The following is a 19,579-nucleotide window of genomic DNA, read 5'->3' on the forward strand; positions in this document are numbered from 1 at the left end:
CAGGTGCACCACGCCAATCGACAGCGACAACAACGCGAATTCCTGGCGAACCCCTTGCCGATTCAGTGCGGTAAAGCATCCCGCCTCCAGATGTTCAGGCCGATAGAAGCGCCGGCAATGGGTCTGGAAGTCGCTCAGCAATTGGTCCAGGCGTTTGCGCCAGTCTTCCGGGCCGAGGACCAGCAGGAAGTCGTCGCCGCCGATGTGGCCGACGAAGTCGCGGCTGGGGTCGATGCGTTCATTCAGGCATTGGGCCAGGCACAGCAGGACTTCGTCGCCGCGGCCGTAGCCGTAGATATCGTTGAAGGGCTTGAAGCTGTCGATGTCCACGTAGCAGATCATCGATTCCTGCCGTTGTTGCAGCAGGCGCGTGAGGCATTGCTGGATCGGGACGTTGCCCGGCAGCAGGGTCAGTGGGTTGGCGTAGCGGGCCTGTTGGATTTTCAGCTCGGTGATGAGCTTGAGCACGTCGATCACCCGGCCCAGGCCCAGGTAGCCGCCGTTGAGGGTGATGATGAAGTCTTCTTCGATGCGTTGTCGGGCGCGGCTGGTGATCAGGCGGCTGACTTGTTGCAACGATTGGTTCAACTCCACCGCCAGAAAGTCATCGCTCATCAGCCGGCTGATGGGCTTGCGGGCGAACAGGTCGGTGGCGAAGGGTTTGAGCAAGGCGTCGGAGAGTGAATGGCGATGGACGATACCGCAGGGTTGGTTCTGATTGTCCAGCACGGCCAGCGAGTTGAGGTTGGCCTGGCGCCTAAACGCTTCCAGCACGGTGGCGGTCGGTGTGTTGTGAGCCATCGCCGGTTGTTCGTTGAGCAGCGCACTGAGGTCGTTGATCTCATCGCTCAGCGCCGCCACGCCGCTGTCCTGCCTGGGCATCAGCGCCCTGGCATCGCGTGACGGTTGTTCCTGGGGGCGGGCCAGCAGATAACCCTGGACCAGGTCGACGCCCATTTCGATCAGCACCGCCAGTTCTTCCGGCAGTTCGATTCCCTCGGCAATCACCTGGGCGCGGGAAGCCCGGGCGATTTTCAGGATCGAGCCCACGAACTCGCGCTTGAGGGCGTCCTGATGGATGCCGTCGATGAAATGCCGGTCGATCTTCACATAGTCGGGTCGCAATTCTGACCACAACCGCAGGCTCGAATAACCGGCGCCGAGGTCGTCCAGGGCAATCGAGAAACCCATGGCCCGGTAGTGATGCAGGGCGGTTTGCAGGAGCTGGAAGTCATCGATAGGGGTCTGTTCGGTCAGTTCGATCACCACCTGGCTGGGTGCGATGCCGAAATCCTGCAGCAATTGCAGCGTGCGCCCCGTCTGGTGTGCGGATTCCAGCAGGGATTCGGGCGAGACGTTGAGAAACAGCTTGCCCGGCAGTTTTTGCTCGTTGAAGCGTTGGCAGGCGCTGCGGCGGCAGGCCAGCTCCAGCTCGCTGAGGCGTCCGGCCTGGCGCGCCACGGAGAGCAGCGCGATGGGCGAGTGCAGCGGGCTGTTGGAAGGGCCGCGGGTCAAGGCTTCGTAGCCCACGATGCGCCGTTCGGAAAGGCAGATGATCGGTTGGAACAGACTGTGCAAACCGCTTTGAGCCAGGATCGAACTCAAGGCACTCAGCTGTTCTGTCGTGGTCATGGCAATCTCGGGCGATAAAAAAAGGACCGGGTGCGGGGCACCCAGTCCTGTATTTCACGACAGACTGATGTCAGTTTGATGACACTCCGACGAGCATCACCATTAAATGGCCATCATCTTAGTGCTTGGCGATCGCCGTATTGAGTTTCAGGTAATCCAGCAGGATCCGCCCGGTCTCGCTCAGGTAGGCATCGTCTTCCGGCTTGGTCTTCTCCGGCTCGGTGATCAGGTCTTCGTCTTCTTTCTTCAGCTCTTTGAGCGGTTCTTCGCCCTTGGCCTTGCGACGCAGGTTTTCCATGGCCAGTTGCTTGGCCTCGATGTCGGCATGCTGCGCACGACGGTCGGCTTCGTTGAGGGTGACGGTTTTCTCCATCATCAACTTCTGCGCCAGGGCCAGCTTGTCGCGGATGAACACGAACTCCGCATCCTGGGCCGAGCGCGCGTCGTGGTCGGACTTGAGTTGGGCCAGGAACGGCTTGAACGGGTCCACGGCCGGTTTGATCGCCGGCCGGATGGTGTCCCACGGCATGGCTTCGGGCAGGGCGCTTTCACCGATTTCCTTGGTGTCGATGATCGACGGGTAATCGATGTCAGGCAGTACGCCCTGGTGCTGGGTGCTCTGGCCGGACACCCGGTAGAACTTCGCCAGGGTCAGCTTCAGCTCGCCGTGGTTGAGCGGCTGGATGGTCTGCACGGTGCCTTTGCCGAAGGTCTGGCCGCCGATGATCAGTGCGCGGTGATAGTCCTGCATGGCGCCGGCGAAAATTTCCGAGGCCGAGGCCGACAAGCGGTTGACCAGCAAGGCCATCGGCCCTTTGTAGAACGCGCCCGGGTTTTCGTCTTCCAGCACATCCACTCGGCCATCGGCGTTACGCACGAGCACGGTCGGGCCCTTGTCGATGAACAGGCTGGTCAGCTCGGTGGCTTCCTGCAGGGAGCCGCCGCCGTTGTTGCGCAAGTCGATGACCACGCCGTCGACCTTTTCCTTCTGCAGTTCGGTCAGCAGCTTCTTGACGTCGCGAGTGGTGCTCTTGTAGTCCGGATCCCCGGCGCGGAAAGCCTTGAAGTCCAAGTAGAAAGCCGGGATCTCGATGATGCCGAGCTTGTAGTCCTTGCCGTCCTGCTTGAGATTGAGAACCGATTTCTTCGCCGCCTGTTCTTCCAGTTTCACCGCTTCGCGGGTGATGGCCACGACTTTGCTGGTCTGGTCGTTCGGCGCGTTGCTGGCCGGGATGACTTCCAGGCGCACCACCGAGCCTTTCGGGCCGCGGATCAGCTTGACCACTTCGTCGAGGCGCCAGCCGACCACGTCGACCATTTCCTTGTTGCCTTGGGCGACACCGATGATCTTGTCCGCCGGGCTGACCTGTTTGGTTTTGTCTGCGGGGCCCGCCGGGACCAGGCGCACGATCTTCACCTGGTCGTTGTCGCTCTGCAGCACGGCACCGATGCCTTCCAGGGACAGGCTCATGTTGATGTCGAAGTTTTCCGCGTTATCCGGCGACAGATAGTTGGTGTGCGGGTCGTAGGACATGGCAAAGGTGTTGATGTACGCCTGGAAAATGTCCTCGGCGCGGGTCTGGTCCAGGCGCGCCAACTGGTTCTTGTAGCGCTTGGTCAGGGTTTCCTGGATCTGCTTGGGATCCTTGCCGGCGATCTTCATGCGCAGCACTTCGTCCTTGACGCGCTTGCGCCACAGGTCATCGAGTTCGGCTGTGCTTTTGAGCCAAGGGGCGTCCTTGCGGTCGACCTGCAAGGTTTCCTTGGTATTGAAATCGATTTTGTCGACGCCCTTGTTCAGCTCGGCAAGGGCGTAGTCCAGACGCGCCTTCACGCGGTCCAGGTAGCGCTTGTAGATAGTGAACCCGGCGTTCAGGTCGCCGCTCTTGAGGAAATCGTCGAACTGGGTCTTCCACTTGTCGAATTCGGCGATGTCGCTGGCCAGGAAATAACTGCGGGACGGATCGAGCAGCTTCAGGTAGCTGTCATAGATGATGACCGAGCGCGCGTCATCGAGCGGCGGCTTGCTGTAGTGATGGCGCTTGAGCAATTCGACGACGTTAAGGCTGGCAATCACTTCGTCGCGATCGGGCTGAAGCTTGTCCCAGCTGTTGGCCGCGAACGTATCGTTCGACAACGGTAACAGGCCGAGGCCAATGACGAGCGCGAGGGCGGTGCTGGGGAACAGATGCTTCATGCTGATTCGACGCAGGGACAATTGATAACGCATATTAGGCCGTCTTTGAAGTCGCCGGTTCCATGTGGCCCGGGCGCATAATGCAAGAAAGCCCGGCGTTGAAGCAGCGGGCCCAGTCGAGACTCACTATGGAGGCACCGTGAAAGCATTGCAAGGCGTTGAAGGCCAAGTGGTATGGGCAGATGAGCCGAGCCCGACGTGTGATGTGGGGCAAGTTCGCATCCGTGTGGCGGCCGCCGGCCTGAATCGGGCCGATTTGTTGCAAAAAGCCGGGCTTTACCCGCCGCCACCCGGCGCCAGCCAAGTGTTGGGGCTGGAGTGTTCCGGGGTGATCAGCGAGGTCGGGCCGGGCTCGTCCTGGCAGGTGGGCGACCGCGTTTGCGCGTTGCTGGCCGGCGGTGGAATGGCCGAGGAGGTGGTGGTCGATGGCCGGCATGTGCTGTCGGTGCCGGAGGGCTTGTCCTTGGCTGAAGCGGCCGGGCTGCCTGAGGTCTACAGCACCGCGTGGCTGAATCTGTTCCAGCTGGCGGCGCTCAAGCCGGGCGAGAAAGTGCTGCTGCACGCCGGGGCCAGCGGCGTCGGCTCGGCCGCGATCCAGCTGTGCAAGGCGTTCGGCAACCCATGCTGGGTCAGTGTCGGCTCCGCTGATCGTCTCGCCTATTGCGAGGCCCTGGGCGCCCAAGGCGGGGTGGTACGCACCGATGGCCTGGAGGGTTTGAACGACCTCGGTCCCTTCGATGTGATCCTCGATCCGGTGGGTGGCAGCTACGCCAAACTCAACGTGAAACTTTTGTCAGTTGACGGCCGTTGGGTGTTGATCGGCCTGATGGGCGGGCGCTCGACCGAGCTCGATCTGGCCCAGGTGCTGGGCAAGCGTATCCAACTGCTCGGCTCGACCCTGCGCAGCCGCGATGAGCAATTCAAGGCCGACTTGATCAGTGAGCTGGGGCAACAGGTGTGGCCGCTGTTTGCCGACAAGCGCCTGAGCCCGCAGTTGGCCCGGACCTTCGCGATCAAGGACGCCGAGGCGGCGTTCGCGGAGCTGGCGACCAATCAGGTGTCGGGCAAGTTGGTGTTGCTGATCGATGAGAACCTGAGCTGATTTTGCGCAGACTTGTGGGAGCGAGCTTGCTCGCGATAGCGGTGTGACAGTCAACAAAGTTGTTGGGTGTGCGACCGTCATCGCGAGCAAGCTCGCTCCCACACCGGGCTGCTTATTTCCAGCTATGGATTGGCCACCCGGCCGATTCGGCATGGGCCTTCAACACCGGGTCCGGGTTCACCACGTGCGGGTGATCGACCTTGAGCAACAACGGCAGGTCGTTGCGCGAGTCGGAATAGAAACTCGCGCCTTCCAGGTTCTCCTCCTCGGCATCCAGCCAATCCAGCAACCGCGCGATCTTGCCTTCGCGGTAGGTCAGGGTGCCCACGGTCTTGCCGCTGTACACGCCATGGGCCACTTCAAGCTCGATCGCCAGGATCTCATCGATACCCAGGCGTTCGGCAATCGGCTTGACCAGGTGCGTGCCCGAGGCCGATATCACCAGGATCCGGTCGCCGGCCTTGCGGTGTTCGGCGATGGTCTTGGTGGCGTCGCTGAAGATGATCGGTTCGATGAAGTCTTCCACCCACGGCGCCACCAGGTGCTCGATTTCTTCCGGTGTGCGGCCGATCATCGGTTCCAGGCTGAAGTCCATGTACTCTTCCATGCTCAGCTTGCCGTGGCTGTAGGCATCCATCAGCTCGTTGTTGCGCCGCATGAACGACTCGGGATCGACCCAGCCCAGGCGACCCATCTGTTCGCTCCAGAGGGTGGCGCAGTCGCCGTGGATCAGGGTTTCGTCCAGATCAAAAATTGCCAGGGCCATCAACGTGTTTCCCTTTTCAAGATCAGCTTCAAAATCAACAAAGCCATCAGGCTACCTCACACAGCGCCGATGGATCGATGGAAAGTGCCAACCGTGCGCCATCGGGGTGCAGGTCGGCGGCCGAGCGGTTGAGCACATCCACCACCAACTCCACGCCACGGGCCTCGACCCGGTAGCGGATGACGTTGCCCAGCAGGCTGTGGCTGCGGATCAGCGCATCGGCCTGGCCGCTGCGGCTCAGTTCGATGGCCTCGGGGCGGATGGCGATGCGACCGTTCACCGGCCGCTGCAGCAGTTTGCTCGCGCTGTCGGCGTCCAGCAGGTTGTAGTTGCCGATGAAGCCGGCGGCAAAGACATCGACTGGCGCAGTGTAAAGGGTTTCGGCATCGCCGCTTTGTACGATCTTTCCCTGGTTCATCAGGAAAATCCGGTCAGACATGGTCAGGGCTTCTTCCTGGTCATGTGTGACGAAAATCGTGGTCAGGCCCAATTCACGCTGGATCTGTCGGATCTGTTCACGCAAGTGCTTGCGAATCCGCGCATCCAGGGCTGACAGCGGCTCGTCCAGCAGCAACAGGCGCGGTCGCGTGACCAGGGAGCGGGCGAGGGCGACACGCTGGCACTGGCCGCCGGAGAGTTGATGGGGATAGCGGGCGGCAAAATCGTGCAGCTCCACCAGGCGCAGAATCTCCAGCACGCGTTGGCGACTGTCCGAGGCGTCGACCTTTTGCATGCGCAGGCCGAAGGCGACGTTTTGCTCCACGGTCATGTTCGGGAACAAGGCGTAGCTCTGGAAGACCATGCCGATGCCGCGTTTCTGAGGACTCAGCGGGACGATGTCCTGTCCGTCGAGGATGATCTGGCCGGCATCCACTGCGGTCAGGCCGGCAATGCAGCGCAACAGCGTGGACTTGCCGCAACCGGAAGGGCCGAGCAGGGTGACGAATTCGCCCTTGGCGATCTCGCAGTTGATGTCGCTGAACACCGGGGTGCCGGCATAGCTTTTTTGCAGGTGTTGGACGCTGACGTAGCTCATTGGCTTTTGTCCTTGTTCAAGATATTGGCCGCCCAGGTCAGGACCAGTACGAAGAAGAAATAGGAGATCACCAGCGCACTGGTGAAGTGGCCGCTGCTGTTGCGCATGTTGTTCAGGTAGACCTGCAGGGTTTCATAGCGGGTGCCGACGAGGATGTTGGCAAACACGAATTCGCCGAACAGGAACGAGAAGGACAGCAGCAGCGCCACCATCAGGCCCTTGCGCAGGTTTGGCAGCACCACCAGGAACGCGGCCTGGAAAGTGCTGGCGCCAAGCAGTTGGGCGGCGTCCATCAGGTCGCGCAGGTTGATGGCTTGCAGGTTGTTGGTGATCGCCCGGTACATGAACGGCAGGGCGACGGTGAAGTAGCAACCGATCAGGATCCACGGCGTACCGACCATCGCCAGCGGCCCGGAGCCATAGAGTTGCAACAGCCCCACCGACGACACCACGGGCGGCACCGCGAACGGCAACAGGATGAGGATGTTCATCAGTGCGTCGAGTTTGGGGAAGTGGTAGTGCACCACGAACAGCAGCGGCAGGATCAACACCACCGAGAGCACCAGCGCACCGACACAGACCAGCAACGATTGACCGAAGGCGTGGAGAAAGCGCGGATCGCTCCACAACTGCACATACCATTTGAAGGTGAAGCCGCTGGGCAGCACGGTGGCCGACCAACTGCTGGCGATGGAGTAGACCAGCGTGCCGGCCAGGGGCAGCAGCAGGATGGCGAACAGCAGGTACACCACCGCCCGATGATAGAGCCCGACGGAGCCCGGTTCAGCGCGAGACATGGTAGCTCCTCTTGAGCAGCAACTGATGGACGATGGTCACCACGGTCATCAACGCCACCAGCACCACGGCCAGGGCACTGGCCAGGTTCGGGTCGAGGGAAATGTCGCCGGAGACCATGGCGGCGATTCGGATCGGCAGCACGTTGAAGTTACCGGTGGTCAACGCGTAGACCGTGGCATAGGCACCGAGGGCGTTGGCCAGCAGGATCACGAAGGTGCCCAGCAGTGCCGGGGTCAGCACCGGCAAGCCGATGTGCCGCCAGAACTGCCAGCCGCTGGCGCCGAGCAACTCGGCGGATTCGCGCCAGTCTTCGCGCAGGGCGTCGAAGGCCGGGTAGAGCAGCAGCACGCCGAGGGGAATCTGGAAGTAGGTGTAGAGAATGATCAGCCCGGTTTTCGAATACAGGTTGAAATCCTCGATGATCCCCGCCTGCTTGAGCATGATCGTGATGCTGCCGTTGAACCCCAGCAAAATGATGAAGGCGAAGGCCAGGGGCACGCCGGCGAAGTTACTGGTCATGTTGGCGAAGGCATTGACGAAGTTGCGCAGCCGCGAATCCACACGGCGCAGTGAGTAGCTGCCGAGCACGGCGATGACGATGCCGAACACACTGGACCAGAAGCTGATCTCCAGGCTGTGCTGGATGGCTTGCAGGTAGAACTTGGAATTGAAAATCTTGCTGAAGTTGGCCAGGCCCCAGCCGAACTCTTCCGATTCCAGGCTGTTGACCAGCACCCAGAGCAACGGGGCGATCTGGAACACGATGAAGAAAATCGCGAAGGGCACCAGGCACAACGCTGCCAGCCATTTGCCGCGCGTCATGGCGTTCACTTGAGTAACTCCTGGCAATAGGGTTTGTCGTGGTCGATGCCGAGCAATTGGCAAATCGTGCCGCACAGTTCGGTCTGTCTCGGCGTGGCAGCGGGATCGAAACTGAAGCTGTCACCCAGGACGAACAGCGGCACTTCCCGTTCTTCGGCCAGCAGGCCGTTGTGGGAGCGGTCGTTGTTCATGCCGTGGTCGGAGGTCACCAGCACCTGGTAACCGGCGTCGAGCCAGGCTTGCAGGTAGACCGCCAGGTTGATGTCGGCCGAGCGGGCACTGTTGCGGTATTGCGGGGTGTCGAGGCCGTGCTTGTGGCCGGCGTCGTCGATGTTCATCGGGTGCACCAGCAGGAAGTTCGGCAAGTAGCGCTGACGCAGGTGTTCGGCGTCGGCGAACAGATGGGAATCGGGGTAGTGGTCGTTCCAGTAGAAATGCCCGTATTGAATCGGTAGGTCGGGATTGTCGGTGTGACGGTCGCGACCGGCCACGAAGGGTGAAGCGTTGTAGAGCTCGCTGACCCAGTGGTACGCCGCAGCCGCTGTGCTCAGGCCGGCCTGGGTGGCGTAGTGGAAAATGCTGCGCTGGTTCGACAGGCGCGTGACGTTGTTGTGCACGATCCCGCTGTCGATGGGCACGACGCCGGTGAGGATGCATTCGTAGAGTGGGCGGGACAGGGCGGGCAACTCACATTCCAGTTTGTAGAGGGCCGCGCGTCCTGCGCTAACGTAAGCCTGCAAATGCCCCATGGCATGCCGGGCGACCTCATGGTTGAGACCGTCGAGCACCACCAGGATGACGTTGTGCTTCATGGATACCAGGACTCCGGATGGACACCAGAAAACTCGGACTCACCGCAGATCCAATGTGGGAGCGAGCTTCTGTGGGAGCGAGCTTGCTTGCGATGAAGGCGACACGGAGCAATACCGTGTCATCGTTTATCGCGAGCAAGCTCGCTCCCACAGGGCCTGCCCCCACAATTGGATTGCCAGTGGATATCCGAGCGGGTCTGACTACCGCCTCACTTCATCTCGACGATGACTTGTTCATTCCACGCCTGCGGCAGTGCCTTGGAAGTCTTCTCCCACGCATCCGCATCCTTGATCGGGGTCACGCCTTTGTACTGCTCGTTCGGCAGCAGCTTGGCCTGGACCTCTTCCGGCAGTTTCAGGTGCTCGGCGCGGATCGGACGGGCGTTGCCCTTGGCCAGGTTGATCTGGCCGGCGTCGCTGAAGATGTACTCGCGGGCCAGCTTGGCGGCGTTCGGGTGCTTGGCGTATTTGTTGATGATGGTGGTGTAGCCGGAGATGACCGAGCCGTCGGACGGAATCAGCACGACGTAGTCATCCGGGTTGGCCATCTTGGCCTTGTAGCTCAGGCCGTTGAAGTCCCAGACCACACCGACTTCGACTTCACCTTTTTCCATCGTGGCGATGGTCGGGTTGGCCATGGACAGGCGCCCTTGCTTGGCGATCTCGGCAAACATCAACAGGGCCGGCTGGAGGTTCTTCTCATTGCCCCCGTTCGCCAGGGCCGCCGCCAGCACGCCGTTGGCGGCCTGGGCCGCGGTGCTTACGTCGCCGATGGAAACTTTGTATTTGCCGGTCTTCAGGTCAGCCCATTTGGTCGGCACTTCGGAACCGTGCAGCAGCTTCTTGTTGACGATGAAGGCGATGGTGCCGGTGTAGGCCAATGCCCAGTTGCCGTCCTTGTCCTTGGCCCAGGCGGGCACTTGTTCCCAGGTGCTTGGCTTGTAGGGCTGGACCACGCCCTGCTTGACCGCGATCGGACCGAACGCCGCTCCGACGTCGCCGATGTCGGCACTGGCGTTGTCTTTTTCGGCGGCGAACTTGGCGATTTCCTGGGCCGAGCTCATGTCGGTGTCGATGTGTTTCAAGCCGTACACCTTGGCCAGGTCGTCCCAGGTGCCTTTCCAGTTTGCCCAGTCATCGGGCATGCCGACACTGTTGACGGCGCCTTCCGCTTTCGCAGCGGCTTCCAACGTTTTCAGATCGGTGTCAGCGGCCATGGCGGCGGTGCACATGGCAATGGTCGAGCCTAACAGTGATGCCAGGAAAAGCTGTTTCATCCGAAGCTCCTATGGGCGTTTTCAACGCTGCGATTGCGGTTGTGTTGGTCTAGGTCAGCAATACCTGAGCCAATGTAGGCGAGCCCTGTGACATTTTGATGTCGGTGTCGGGGGCTCCCGGAAATACCCGGCTCGTGGAGGTTGGCTGCGAATTAAGCGTAGACCATGGTTAAACAGCTGATCTGAAAGGACTTGGCCGTTAATTTGCACGCTGGCAAAACGACCGTTCGGCGGCTCTGTCATCTGCCAGTCATGAGCAGTGCCTAGGCTTGCTGGACCCAGAAACGGATCAATGAACCGTCGATCCTGCCCCGAAACAGTGCTGGTCTAGTCCAGATAGGTAACGTTGATGCGCATCGATGCAACCAAAGCGGTGACAGCCATCGGACAGGTCCTGCAAGAGCAACTCGACCATGGGTTGCTGGCGCCCGGCAGCAAGTTGCCGGCCGAGCGCAAGCTCAGTGAATTGTTCGGGACCACGCGGATTACCGTGCGTGAGGCGTTGTTGCAGCTCGAAGCCCAGGGGCAGATCTATCGGGAGGAGCGCCGCGGCTGGTTCGTCTCGCCGCCGCGCCTGGCCTACAACCTGATGCAGCGTAGCCATTTCCACGCCATGGTTGAGGCCCAGGGGCGTGTGCCTTCTACCCAAGTGATCTCGGCGCGCCTGCAACCGGCTTCGGCGGCTGTGTGTGCCTGGTTGCAACTGCCGGCGCTGTCCAGCGTGATCCAGATCTGCCGCGTGCGCCGTATCGATGAGCGCCTGGTGCTGTATGTCGAGCACTACCTGAACCCGCAGTATTTTCCGGACATCCTGGAGTTCGATCTCAACCAGTCCATCACCGAGTTGTACGCCCGCCATTACGACCTGCACTACGGCCGAGTGAAGTTCGAAATCGTGCCCACTTCTTTACAGCCGGAAGCGGCAGCGGCGTTGAGGGTTTCGGCGGGCAGCCCCGGGCTTCGCATCGCACGGGTCAACTATGACCAGCACCAGCGGCTGATTGACTGCGACCTGGAGTTCTGGCGACACGACGCGATCCATGTCGGAGTGGATGTGCCCGCGCAACCGTCTGCTTGAGGTGAACTCAGGCTGACTCGTTGAGCTTGGCCAGGATCCTGAATAACACCGTGGCGAGGATCAGCAGCATGCCGATCCACATAGCGAAGACCCCGACGTTCTTGTCGCGGAAGTTGAAGCCGATGGCCAGCAGGATCATGCCGGCGATGATGGGGACCAGCATGGCGTTGAACGACGATATGGAAACCATGGAGACGGCCTTGTCGGGGAGGATAAGGCCAGTCTAGTTGGGGTTTTGCCGGGTTGTGGTGATGTGTGTCACATCACCCGCGATCCTGAGGAGAACACTGTTGTGGCGAGGGGATTTATCCCCGCTGGGTTGCGCAGCAACCCCCTACGCCTACCGGATAATCGCGGTGGTTGGTGAGTTCTGGGACTGCTTCGCAGTCCAGCGGGGATAAATCCCCTCGCCACAAGAGCCTGCATGTCTCTGGTCCAAATAGGTTTAGCGGTTATGGCAACTCGCGAGAGGCGTAGAACGCGCTCAGCACCTTCACCAGATGCGCCAGGTCATGGCTGCCGCACAGTTCGCGGATCGAATGCATAGCGAAGGTCGGCAAACCGATGTCCACGGTGCGCACGCCCAGCTGGCTGGCGGTGATCGGGCCGATGGTCGAGCCGCAGCCCATGTCGCTGCGTACCACGAAGCTCTGCACCGGCACTTCTTCGGCCATGCACAGGTGACGGAAGAACCCGGCGGTTTCGCTGTTGGTGGCGTAGCGCTGGTTGCTGTTGACCTTGATCACCGGACCGGCGTTGAGCTTGGGGCCGTGGTTGGCGTCGTGCTTGTCGGCATAGTTGGGGTGCACGCCGTGGGCGTTGTCCGCCGACACCAGCAGGGATTTCTGAATGGTGCGGACGAACTCTTCACCTTCAGGCAGCAGGCGACGCAGGGTTTGTTCCAGCATCGGGCCGTCGGCGCCACAGGCCGAGCACGAGCCAACTTCTTCGTGATCGTTGCACACCAGTACGCACGTTTCTTCGGTGTCGGCGTTCAGCAAGGCTTGCAGGCCGGCGTAGCACGACAGCAGGTTGTCCAGGCGCGCGCCGGCAATGAAGTCGCCGTGCAGGCCAATGACCGCGGCGCTTTGGGTGTCGTAGAAACTCAACTCGTAATCGAGCACCACGTCCGCATTCAGGCCGTGTTCCCGGGCCAGTTGATCGGTGAGCACGGCACGGAAGTCGACGCGCTCGTCACCGGCGAACTGGGCAAGGATCGGCGGCAGTTCGTTCTGCGGGTTGATGGCCCAGCCCTGGTTGGCTTCGCGATTGAGGTGGATGGCCAGGTTCGGAATCGTGGCGATCGGCGCCTTGAAATCGATCAACTGGCTTTCGACCTTGCCATCGCGGCGGAAGGTCACGCGCCCGGCCAGGGACAGGTCGCGGTCGAACCACGGCGCCAGCAGTGCGCCGCCGTAGACTTCCACGCCCAACTGCCAGAACCCGTGGCGTTGCAGCTCCGGCTGTGGCTTGACTCGCAGGCAAGGGCTGTCGGTGTGGGCGCCGACCAGGCGAATGCCGTCGTGCAGCGGTGAGTTGCGGCCGAGCTTGAAGGCGATGATCGAGGAATCGTTGCGCGTGACGTAGTAGCGACCGTTGGCCTCGGTGGCCCAGGTCTCGCGCTCGTCAAGACGCTGATAACCGGCCGCCTCCAGGCGCTTGGCCAGGCTGGCGGTGGCATGGAACGGGGTAGGGGAGGCCTTGAGGAAGTCGATCAGGCCTTGGTTCAACTCTGCGCGCATAAGTCACTCCAGACAGCGATGGGCGGGAGTTTACCCCATCGACCGCCTGCGTTGCAGGCCCAATCCCCCGTCGCGGATTGTTCCACGGGTCCCGCCATCGATCAGTCCGACGCCGTGATCCGTTTGCGCAAGTGCGCCATGATCAGGGGCTTGTCTTGTGCCTTGGAAGGTTCCGGCAGGTGCCGCGGCCAGTACTCCAGTTGGCCGAATAGCTGTTGCTGGTGTTTCGGGTCCAGGCGAAGGATCTCCCGCGATGCAGAATCCCACCAATGGTGCCGGCAGAGGTTGTAGTAAGGGTGCTCTGGTGCCGCGCTGCCATACAGCAGGTCGCGACCGATCCTGTGCAAGGGGCCGCTGTGATTGCGCAACTTCCATTTGATCTTCAGCCGCCGCCAGGCCGACGGGAAAGGCCGGGTGCGCGGAACGTCATGGCAACGCTCCACCAATTGGGTATTGAACGCCTCGCCGTGCTGGGCAAAGAAGTGCGCTTGCATGGTGTGGAAGAAGCGCTTCTCGGCGAAGTAGTGATAAACGTGCTTGTTGGTTTCGCTGATGGCCTGGTTGCGCAGGGTGAATGAAATCGCGATCTGTTCGATGGTGTGGATGTCGAAGCCACTTTCGGTCCACTCATCGATCAGTCCGACGGCCTGGGCCAGCAGCGCGCCGTCTTTGTCCGTCACACCGCATAACCCGCTGTTGTAGAGCTTGAAACGGTTGTCCGGGGTGATGCCGTGGGCGCGCAGGCGCGTGCCCAGCTTGAGGTAGTCCTCGCGCTTGCAGACATAGTCCCAGTGGTATTCGAAGCTGTCCATCAGGTACTGCCCTGGCTGGATTTGCTTGAACAGCAGGTCGGGATCGGACAGGAACAGCGTGTCGGTGTCGACGAACAGGGTCTTCTCCGCCAGCGTCAGGCCGGCCGCGATGGCACAGGCCTTGCGTCGGTGAATGTAACCGTTGTTGCCTTGCCACTCGGCCAGCAACTGCGGGCTCAGCGCGAGGGTTTCGACTGGCCAGCCGCGATAATCCTCAGGCCGGTCGGTCAGGATCCTGATGCTGGGCAGGGTCGCCGGATTGCCGTGGGCCAGGGCGGTGAGGATGCTGAACTTGGCTTCGTGGCGATAAGCGTCCTTGTCGCCGTAGATCAGGTAGAGCAATTGGTGGCGGACTTTTTTGACGGGTGTTTCCTGAAAATCAATAACCTGCATGCCAAGCCTTTATCGGATGAAGCCATTTTTAACGGATCTAGAACGGTGCCGGGCACTCGAAGCGCAAGCGCTCGCCGCTTTGCGGATGGGTGAAGCTCAGCATGCTGGCGTGCAGGCACAGGCGTGGCCAGGCGGCGAGGGCCTGCGGATGGGCGTAGAGCCCGTCGCCCAGCAGCGGGTGACCGATGGACAGCATGTGTACGCGCAATTGGTGCGAGCGCCCGGTGATCGGCGTCAGCTCGACCCGGCACCAGTCGCCGCAACGTTCCAGTACGCGCCAGAAGGTCAGGGCGTGTTTGCCGTGTTCATAGTCCACCACATGCCGGGGTTTGGTCGGCGGGTCGTAGCGCAAGGGCAGGTCGATGCTGCCACTGTCCAGCTCCGGTTGGCCCCAGCACAACGCGGTGTAGGCTTTTTCGGTTTCGCGATCATGAAATTGCCTGGACAGTTCGCGATGGGTGTCCGGGTCACGGGCCAAGAGGATGATGCCGGAGGTTTCCCAGTCCAGTCGGTGCACGATTCGCGCTTCCGGATAGCCGTTTTCCTGCAGGCGGGTGATCAGGCAATCTTTGTTGTCGTCGGCCCGGCCGGGCACGGAAAGCAACAGGGTCGGCTTGTCGACCACCAGGACAGCGGCGTCCTGATGAATGATGCGGATGTTGGACAGGGGCATTGAAAACAGTCTCGTTACAAACGCCAACGGCGGCTCGGGCCCTTCTCGAACCCAAGGGTGGGAGGAGAAGGACCCGAGCCGCCGTGGCTCCCGCCGGGGCGATCAGCGATCCGGCAGGGTGATATTGAGTTCCAGGATCGAGCAGCTGCCCTGGCTTTCCAGCGCCACATGCACGTCATCGCTACCGATGTTGACGTATTTGCGGATCACTTCCACCAGTTCCTTCTGCAAGGCTGGCAGGTAGTCAGGGGTGCTGCGTTGGCCGCGTTCGTGCGCCACGATGATCTGTAGACGCTCTTTCGCGACCGAGGCGGTACTGGGCTTTTTGTTGGCACGAAAGAAGTCAAAAAGGTTCATTACCTACCTCCAAACAGGCGCTCGAAGAAACCTTTCTTCGTTACATCGAGGAAACGATGCTCCACGGTCTTGCCCAGCAGGCGATCGACGGCATCGCTGTATGCCTGGCCGGCATCGCTCTGGTCGTCGAGAATCACCGGCACGCCGGAGTTGGAAGCCTTGAGTACCGCCTGGGATTCCGGAATGACCCCCAGCAGGGTGACCGCGAGAATTTCCTTGACGTCTTCGACGCCCAGCATCTCGCCATCGCTGACCCGTTGCGGGTTGTAGCGGGTCAGCAGCAGGTGTTCCTTGATCGGCTCTTCGCCCTTTTCGGCGCGGCGGGATTTGCTCGCCAGCAGGCCCAGCATGCGGTCGGAGTCACGGACCGACGACACTTCCGGGTTGGTCACGACAATCGCTTCGTCGGCGAAGTACATGGCCAGGTGGGCACCTTTCTCGATACCGGCCGGGGAATCGCAGACCACGAATTCGAAGTCTTCCTTGAGTTGCATCAGGACCTTTTCCACGCCTTCCTGGGTCAGCGCGTCTTTGTCGCGGGTCTGACTGGCGGCCAGCACGTAGAGGTTCTCAAGGCGCTTGTCCTTGATCAGGGCCTGTTGCAGGTTCGCTTCGCCGTTGACGACATTGACGAAGTCGTAGACCACGCGACGCTCGCAACCCATGATCAGGTCCAGGTTACGCAAACCGACGTCGAAGTCGACGATGACTGTCTTGTGGCCGCGCAGAGCGAGGCCGGTACCGATAGCGGCGCTGGTGGTGGTCTTACCCACACCACCCTTGCCGGATGTAACCACGAGAATCTTGGCCAAGGTGTTTCACCCCTAAGGAAAAAGGGACTTTGTCAGCCCCTGAAAAACATCTCTGGAAAACCGTTGCAATTGGACAGGCTTGGCTGGAATCGGCTGTCGGGCGGGGTCTACCTCCGGTAAACACTGCCAGATCCTTTTTCCTACGTCGTTTAAGCCGTTTTCGCTCGTTTTAGAGATGCTTGGAAAATGCGGCAGTATCCGTTAAAGCCGAATGATGTTCAACACGTCGCCCGACAGGCTGATCTGAACGCCGGCCCCCCACAACGGGTCGCGACGCAAATCCTCGGAGACCTTGTACTGCCCGGCGATGGAAACCAGCTCAGCGCTCAATTGCTGACAGAAGATCCTGGCTTTGGTATCACCCTTGACGCCGGCCAGCGCTCGACCGCGCATCGGGCCGTATACATGGATGTTGCCATCGGCCAGAAGTTCCGCCCCCGGGCTGACCGACGACACGATGACCAGATCGCCGCCCTGGGCATAAATCTGCTGCCCGCCGCGCACTGGCGTGGTGATGACCCGCGTTGGCTTGATGGTGGGCTCCGGTGGTTTTTCCGGGGCTTTCTTCGTTTCGGCCGGGCTCAGTTCCAGCACGCGTTCCCGGGCGCCGGACGGCGGTAGCACGGGAATGTCCACGGCGATGGCGGCGGCGATGTCTTCGATGCGGCTGGCGCGGATCGCCAGGGTGCGCAGACCATGCTGGCGGCAAATGCGCATCAGGCCTGGCAGATCCACTGAGCCTTCGCCGGCCGGCAGCTTGTCCAGGGCCAGCACCAGGGGGGCATTGCTGAAGAAGTTCGGGGCCTGGGCGACTTTCGCCGCCAGTTGCCGGTCAAGGCTCTCCAGGTCGTTGCGGGCCAGTTCCAGCACCGTAATGGCGAGCATGCTGCCCTTCAGCTGGAACACGGGATCTTGGTCTAGCGGTTCGGTTTGGCTCATGGTCGGCGTACAACGGCTTGTCACTAAAAGTGCCGAGACTTATAACGAGATCGTCCGCCAGCCGCAACCCGGGTCGAACAATGTAGAATGCGCGGCCCATGTCTTAATGGAAGCTGTAATGGATCGCCCGCGTTTTCGAGCTGCTTTTTTTCATCCGCGTTTCTGGCTGCTGTGGTGCGGCCTGGGGCTGTTGTGGCTGATCGTGCAATTGCCTTATCCGTTATTGCTGCGGGTCGGTCGTGCATTGGGGGCGCTGATGTACCGGGTGGCTGGCGACCGACGGCGCATTGCCCGTCGCAACCTGGAACTGTGTTTCCCGGAAAAGAGCGCTGCCGAGCGCAAGCGTCTGCTCAAGGAAAACTTTGCCTCCACCGGCATCGCCTTTTTCGAAATGGCCATGAGTTGGTGGTGGTCGCGCTCGCGGCTGGCGAAACTGGCCCATGTCGAAGGGCTGGAACATCTCAAGCAGGCCCAGCGCGAGGGCAAGGGCGTGATCCTGATGGCGCTGCATTTCACCACGCTGGAAATCGGCGCGGCCTTGCTCGGCCAGCAGCACACCATCGATGGCATGTACCGCGAGCACAAGAACCCGTTGTTCGACTACATCCAGCGCCGGGGCCGTGAGCGCCACAATCTGGACTCCCTGGCGGTGGAGCGTGACGATGTGCGGGGCATGCTCAAGCTGCTGCGGGCCGGGCGGGCGATCTGGTATGCGCCGGACCAGGACTACGGCGCCAAGCAAAGCGTGTTCGTGCCGCTGTTCGGCATCCAGGCCGCGACGGTCACCGCCACCACCAAGTTCGCCCGCCTGGGCAAGGCGCTGGTGGTGCCTTTCACCCAGGAGCGCCTGGCCGATGGCAGCGGTTATCGCCTGGTGATCCAGGCTCCGTTGAAGGATTTCCCAGGGGAGACCGAGGAAGCCGATTGCATCCGCATCAATCAATGGGTCGAGCAGTCGGTGCGCGATTGTCCCGAGCAGTACCTCTGGGCCCACCGGCGCTTCAAGAGCCGTCCACCGGGCGAGCCCAAGCTGTACGACAAACGCGGCTGAGTTTTTTGATATCACCTTGAGCACGGAGCATTGCGATGACCCCAGCTGAACCGGTTACAGGTTTGATTCTTTCCGGCGGCGGGGCTCGGGCGGCGTATCAAGTGGGGGTATTGGCGGCGATTGCCGAATTGTTACCCGACGGGGCGGATAACCCGTTTCCGGTGATCGTCGGCACCTCGGCCGGGGCGATCAACGCGGTCAGCCTGGCGAGCGGGGCGATGGACTTCAAGACCGCCATCGAACGGCTGACGGCGTTCTGGCAAGCGGTACGCAGCCATCAGGTCATGCGCAGCGACTGGCGCGGCGTGATCGCCCAGGCGACGCGTTTCATTACCCACAGCCTGTTGGGCCTGGGGGCCAAGTTGCCGGTGGCGCTGATCGACAGTTCGCCGCTGCGCGAACTGCTCCAGGCCCAATTCCACGCCTCGGGTATCGAGCAGTCCATCGCCGAACAGCAATTGCGGGCGGTGGCGGTGACGGCATTCGGTTATGAATCCGGCCAGGCCGTCACTTTCTACCAGGGACGCGGGACCATCGATGCCTGGCTGCGCCACCGGCGCATCGGTGTGCCGACACTGCTGTCGGTGGAGCATCTGCTGGCCAGCTCGGCGATTCCGCTGTTGTTCGCGCCGGTCAAGATCGGTCCGCAATACTTTGGCGACGGCGCGGTGCGGCAATCGGCGCCCATCAGCCCGGCCTTGCACCTGGGGGCCAATCGCGTGCTGGTGATCGGCGTCAGCGGCAACCCCCGTGGCGCCGGTGGCCAGGATCCTTCCGAGCGCAGCTACACCGGCCTGCAACCGACCCTGGCGCAGATCGGCGGCCATATGCTCAACAGCACCTTCATCGACAGCCTGGAAAGTGACATCGAGTTGCTTCAACGCTTGAATGGTTTCAGCCACCTGCTGCCCGATGATGTACCGGCCCATGCCTTGGGCGCGGCGCCGGTGGAGGTATTGGTGATTTCGCCAAGCCAGCCGATCGATGAAATCGCCGCTCGCCATCGTCAGGAACTGCCCCGTGCGTTGCGGGTTTTCTTGCGTGGGCCGGGTGCGACCAAGACGAGTGGCGCGGGGGTGCTGAGCTACCTGTTGTTCGAGGCGGGGTATTGCAGCGAGCTGATCGAGTTGGGACGCCAGGATGCACTGGCGCAGCGCGAGGCGTTGAGTCGGTTTTTGGGGTTGACTCAGGGATGAGTCCATCTTGAGCCCCTGTGGGAGCGGGCTTGCTCGCGAAAGCGGTGGATCAGCTTGCACTGATATTGAATGTTCAGTCGCCTT

19 protein-coding genes are annotated in these 19,579 nt (G+C 61.4%); 4 read left to right on the top strand and 15 right to left on the bottom strand.

Annotation, left to right across the window (positions count from 1 at the left end):
- Window positions 1–1,632: GGDEF domain-containing protein (locus BM317_RS23495; RefSeq protein WP_092476476.1), on the bottom strand; the 1,632-nt coding region annotated here is incomplete at its 3' end.
- 118 nt (window positions 1,633–1,750) lie between these two features.
- Window positions 1,751–3,829, bottom strand: a complete 2,079-nt coding sequence (locus tag BM317_RS23500; protein ID WP_170842340.1) for a carboxy terminal-processing peptidase — start codon at window positions 3,827–3,829, stop codon at window positions 1,751–1,753.
- Window positions 3,830–3,968: 139 nt separating this feature from the next.
- On the opposite strand from BM317_RS23500, the gene BM317_RS23505 reads away from it, so the two are divergent.
- The gene (locus BM317_RS23505) at window positions 3,969–4,931 is read left to right on the top strand and encodes a zinc-binding dehydrogenase (RefSeq protein ID WP_092171176.1); all 963 of its coding nucleotides are present in this window, start codon (window positions 3,969–3,971) and stop codon (window positions 4,929–4,931) included.
- 112 nt (window positions 4,932–5,043) lie between these two features.
- On the opposite strand, the gene BM317_RS23510 is transcribed toward BM317_RS23505, so the two are convergent.
- From BM317_RS23510 to BM317_RS23535, 6 genes are all read right to left on the bottom strand, one after another.
- Window positions 5,044–5,697, bottom strand: coding sequence for an HAD family hydrolase (locus BM317_RS23510; RefSeq protein ID WP_060741106.1), 654 nt, complete (start codon window positions 5,695–5,697; stop codon window positions 5,044–5,046).
- Window positions 5,698–5,743: 46 nt separating this feature from the next.
- Complete coding sequence (locus tag BM317_RS23515) at window positions 5,744–6,733, bottom strand: ABC transporter ATP-binding protein (RefSeq protein ID WP_060741107.1); 990 nt, start codon at window positions 6,731–6,733, stop codon at window positions 5,744–5,746.
- Complete coding sequence (locus BM317_RS23520) at window positions 6,730–7,530, bottom strand: ABC transporter permease (RefSeq protein WP_060741108.1); 801 nt, start codon at window positions 7,528–7,530, stop codon at window positions 6,730–6,732. The genes BM317_RS23515 and BM317_RS23520 overlap by 4 nt, the downstream gene beginning before the upstream one ends.
- Window positions 7,517–8,353: an ABC transporter permease gene (locus BM317_RS23525; protein ID WP_170842339.1), complete on the bottom strand. Its 837-nt coding sequence runs from the start codon at window positions 8,351–8,353 to the stop codon at window positions 7,517–7,519. Before BM317_RS23525 ends, BM317_RS23520 begins: the two co-directional genes overlap by 14 nt.
- 5 nt (window positions 8,354–8,358) lie before the next feature.
- On the bottom strand, window positions 8,359–9,165 hold the full coding sequence (locus BM317_RS23530; RefSeq protein WP_092476478.1) for an alkaline phosphatase family protein: 807 nt from the start codon (window positions 9,163–9,165) through the stop codon (window positions 8,359–8,361).
- Between the two features lie 209 nt (window positions 9,166–9,374).
- Window positions 9,375–10,442: an ABC transporter substrate-binding protein gene (locus BM317_RS23535; protein WP_092171164.1), complete on the bottom strand. Its 1,068-nt coding sequence runs from the start codon at window positions 10,440–10,442 to the stop codon at window positions 9,375–9,377.
- Window positions 10,443–10,791: 349 nt separating this feature from the next.
- Here BM317_RS23535 and BM317_RS23540 point away from each other — a divergent pair, with 349 nt between their 5' ends.
- Window positions 10,792–11,520: a UTRA domain-containing protein gene (locus BM317_RS23540; RefSeq protein ID WP_092171160.1), complete on the top strand. Its 729-nt coding sequence runs from the start codon at window positions 10,792–10,794 to the stop codon at window positions 11,518–11,520.
- 7 nt (window positions 11,521–11,527) lie between these two features.
- On the opposite strand, the gene BM317_RS23545 is transcribed toward BM317_RS23540, so the two are convergent.
- The 7 genes from BM317_RS23545 to minC all read right to left on the bottom strand — a co-directional run bounded on the left by BM317_RS23545 (window position 11,528) and on the right by minC (window position 17,248).
- The gene (locus BM317_RS23545; protein WP_092171156.1) at window positions 11,528–11,710 is read right to left on the bottom strand and encodes a hypothetical protein; all 183 of its coding nucleotides are present in this window, start codon (window positions 11,708–11,710) and stop codon (window positions 11,528–11,530) included.
- Between the two features lie 262 nt (window positions 11,711–11,972).
- The gene (locus tag BM317_RS23550; RefSeq protein WP_014339686.1) at window positions 11,973–13,262 is read right to left on the bottom strand and encodes a M18 family aminopeptidase; all 1,290 of its coding nucleotides are present in this window, start codon (window positions 13,260–13,262) and stop codon (window positions 11,973–11,975) included.
- 101 nt (window positions 13,263–13,363) lie between these two features.
- A complete protein-coding gene (locus BM317_RS23555; protein ID WP_092476480.1) occupies window positions 13,364–14,467 on the bottom strand; it encodes a hypothetical protein in 1,104 nt (367 codons plus the stop codon).
- A gap of 37 nt (window positions 14,468–14,504) precedes the next feature.
- Window positions 14,505–15,140: an RluA family pseudouridine synthase gene (locus tag BM317_RS23560; protein WP_092171147.1), complete on the bottom strand. Its 636-nt coding sequence runs from the start codon at window positions 15,138–15,140 to the stop codon at window positions 14,505–14,507.
- A gap of 102 nt (window positions 15,141–15,242) precedes the next feature.
- Window positions 15,243–15,497 (bottom strand): cell division topological specificity factor MinE, encoded by a 255-nt coding sequence (minE, locus tag BM317_RS23565; RefSeq protein ID WP_003179111.1) that lies wholly within the window; start codon window positions 15,495–15,497, stop codon window positions 15,243–15,245.
- A complete protein-coding gene (gene minD, locus BM317_RS23570) occupies window positions 15,497–16,309 on the bottom strand; it encodes a septum site-determining protein MinD (RefSeq protein ID WP_003179114.1) in 813 nt (270 codons plus the stop codon). Before minD ends, minE begins: the two co-directional genes overlap by 1 nt.
- A gap of 201 nt (window positions 16,310–16,510) precedes the next feature.
- A complete protein-coding gene (minC, locus tag BM317_RS23575; protein WP_092171142.1) occupies window positions 16,511–17,248 on the bottom strand; it encodes a septum site-determining protein MinC in 738 nt (245 codons plus the stop codon).
- A 118-nt stretch (window positions 17,249–17,366) separates the two neighbouring features.
- Here minC and BM317_RS23580 point away from each other — a divergent pair, with 118 nt between their 5' ends.
- Window positions 17,367–18,299, top strand: coding sequence for a lipid A biosynthesis lauroyl acyltransferase (locus BM317_RS23580; RefSeq protein WP_092476481.1), 933 nt, complete (start codon window positions 17,367–17,369; stop codon window positions 18,297–18,299).
- A 35-nt stretch (window positions 18,300–18,334) separates the two neighbouring features.
- Window positions 18,335–19,495 carry a patatin-like phospholipase family protein gene (locus tag BM317_RS23585; RefSeq protein WP_092476483.1) on the top strand — a complete coding sequence of 387 codons (1,161 nt, stop codon included), beginning with the start codon at window positions 18,335–18,337 and terminating at the stop codon, window positions 19,493–19,495.
- The last annotated feature ends 84 nt before the right edge of the window (window positions 19,496–19,579 follow it).

Source organism: Pseudomonas sp. NFACC24-1 (assembly GCF_900115235.1).
Classification (GTDB): Bacteria; Pseudomonadota; Gammaproteobacteria; order Pseudomonadales; family Pseudomonadaceae; genus Aquipseudomonas; species Aquipseudomonas fluorescens_AA.

Excerpts from the sequence above, each read along its gene's own strand:
- BM317_RS23500 (WP_170842340.1), bottom strand. The coding sequence starts at position 3,829 with ATGAAGCATCTGTTCCCCAGCACCGCCCTCGCGCTCGTCATTGGCCTC.
- BM317_RS23510 (WP_060741106.1), bottom strand. The coding sequence starts at position 5,697 with ATGGCCCTGGCAATTTTTGATCTGGACGAAACCCTGATCCACGGCGAC.
- BM317_RS23515 (WP_060741107.1), bottom strand. The coding sequence starts at position 6,733 with ATGAGCTACGTCAGCGTCCAACACCTGCAAAAAAGCTATGCCGGCACC.
- BM317_RS23520 (WP_060741108.1), bottom strand. The coding sequence starts at position 7,530 with ATGTCTCGCGCTGAACCGGGCTCCGTCGGGCTCTATCATCGGGCGGTG.
- BM317_RS23525 (WP_170842339.1), bottom strand. The coding sequence starts at position 8,353 with ATGACGCGCGGCAAATGGCTGGCAGCGTTGTGCCTGGTGCCCTTCGCG.
- BM317_RS23530 (WP_092476478.1), bottom strand. The coding sequence starts at position 9,165 with ATGAAGCACAACGTCATCCTGGTGGTGCTCGACGGTCTCAACCATGAG.
- BM317_RS23535 (WP_092171164.1), bottom strand. The coding sequence starts at position 10,442 with ATGAAACAGCTTTTCCTGGCATCACTGTTAGGCTCGACCATTGCCATG.
- BM317_RS23540 (WP_092171160.1), top strand. The coding sequence starts at position 10,792 with ATGCGCATCGATGCAACCAAAGCGGTGACAGCCATCGGACAGGTCCTG.
- BM317_RS23545 (WP_092171156.1), bottom strand. The coding sequence starts at position 11,710 with ATGGTTTCCATATCGTCGTTCAACGCCATGCTGGTCCCCATCATCGCC.
- BM317_RS23550 (WP_014339686.1), bottom strand. The coding sequence starts at position 13,262 with ATGCGCGCAGAGTTGAACCAAGGCCTGATCGACTTCCTCAAGGCCTCC.
- BM317_RS23555 (WP_092476480.1), bottom strand. The coding sequence starts at position 14,467 with ATGCAGGTTATTGATTTTCAGGAAACACCCGTCAAAAAAGTCCGCCAC.
- BM317_RS23560 (WP_092171147.1), bottom strand. The coding sequence starts at position 15,140 with ATGCCCCTGTCCAACATCCGCATCATTCATCAGGACGCCGCTGTCCTG.
- minE (WP_003179111.1), bottom strand. The coding sequence starts at position 15,497 with ATGAACCTTTTTGACTTCTTTCGTGCCAACAAAAAGCCCAGTACCGCC.
- minC (WP_092171142.1), bottom strand. The coding sequence starts at position 17,248 with ATGAGCCAAACCGAACCGCTAGACCAAGATCCCGTGTTCCAGCTGAAG.
- BM317_RS23580 (WP_092476481.1), top strand. The coding sequence starts at position 17,367 with ATGGATCGCCCGCGTTTTCGAGCTGCTTTTTTTCATCCGCGTTTCTGG.
- BM317_RS23585 (WP_092476483.1), top strand. The coding sequence starts at position 18,335 with ATGACCCCAGCTGAACCGGTTACAGGTTTGATTCTTTCCGGCGGCGGG.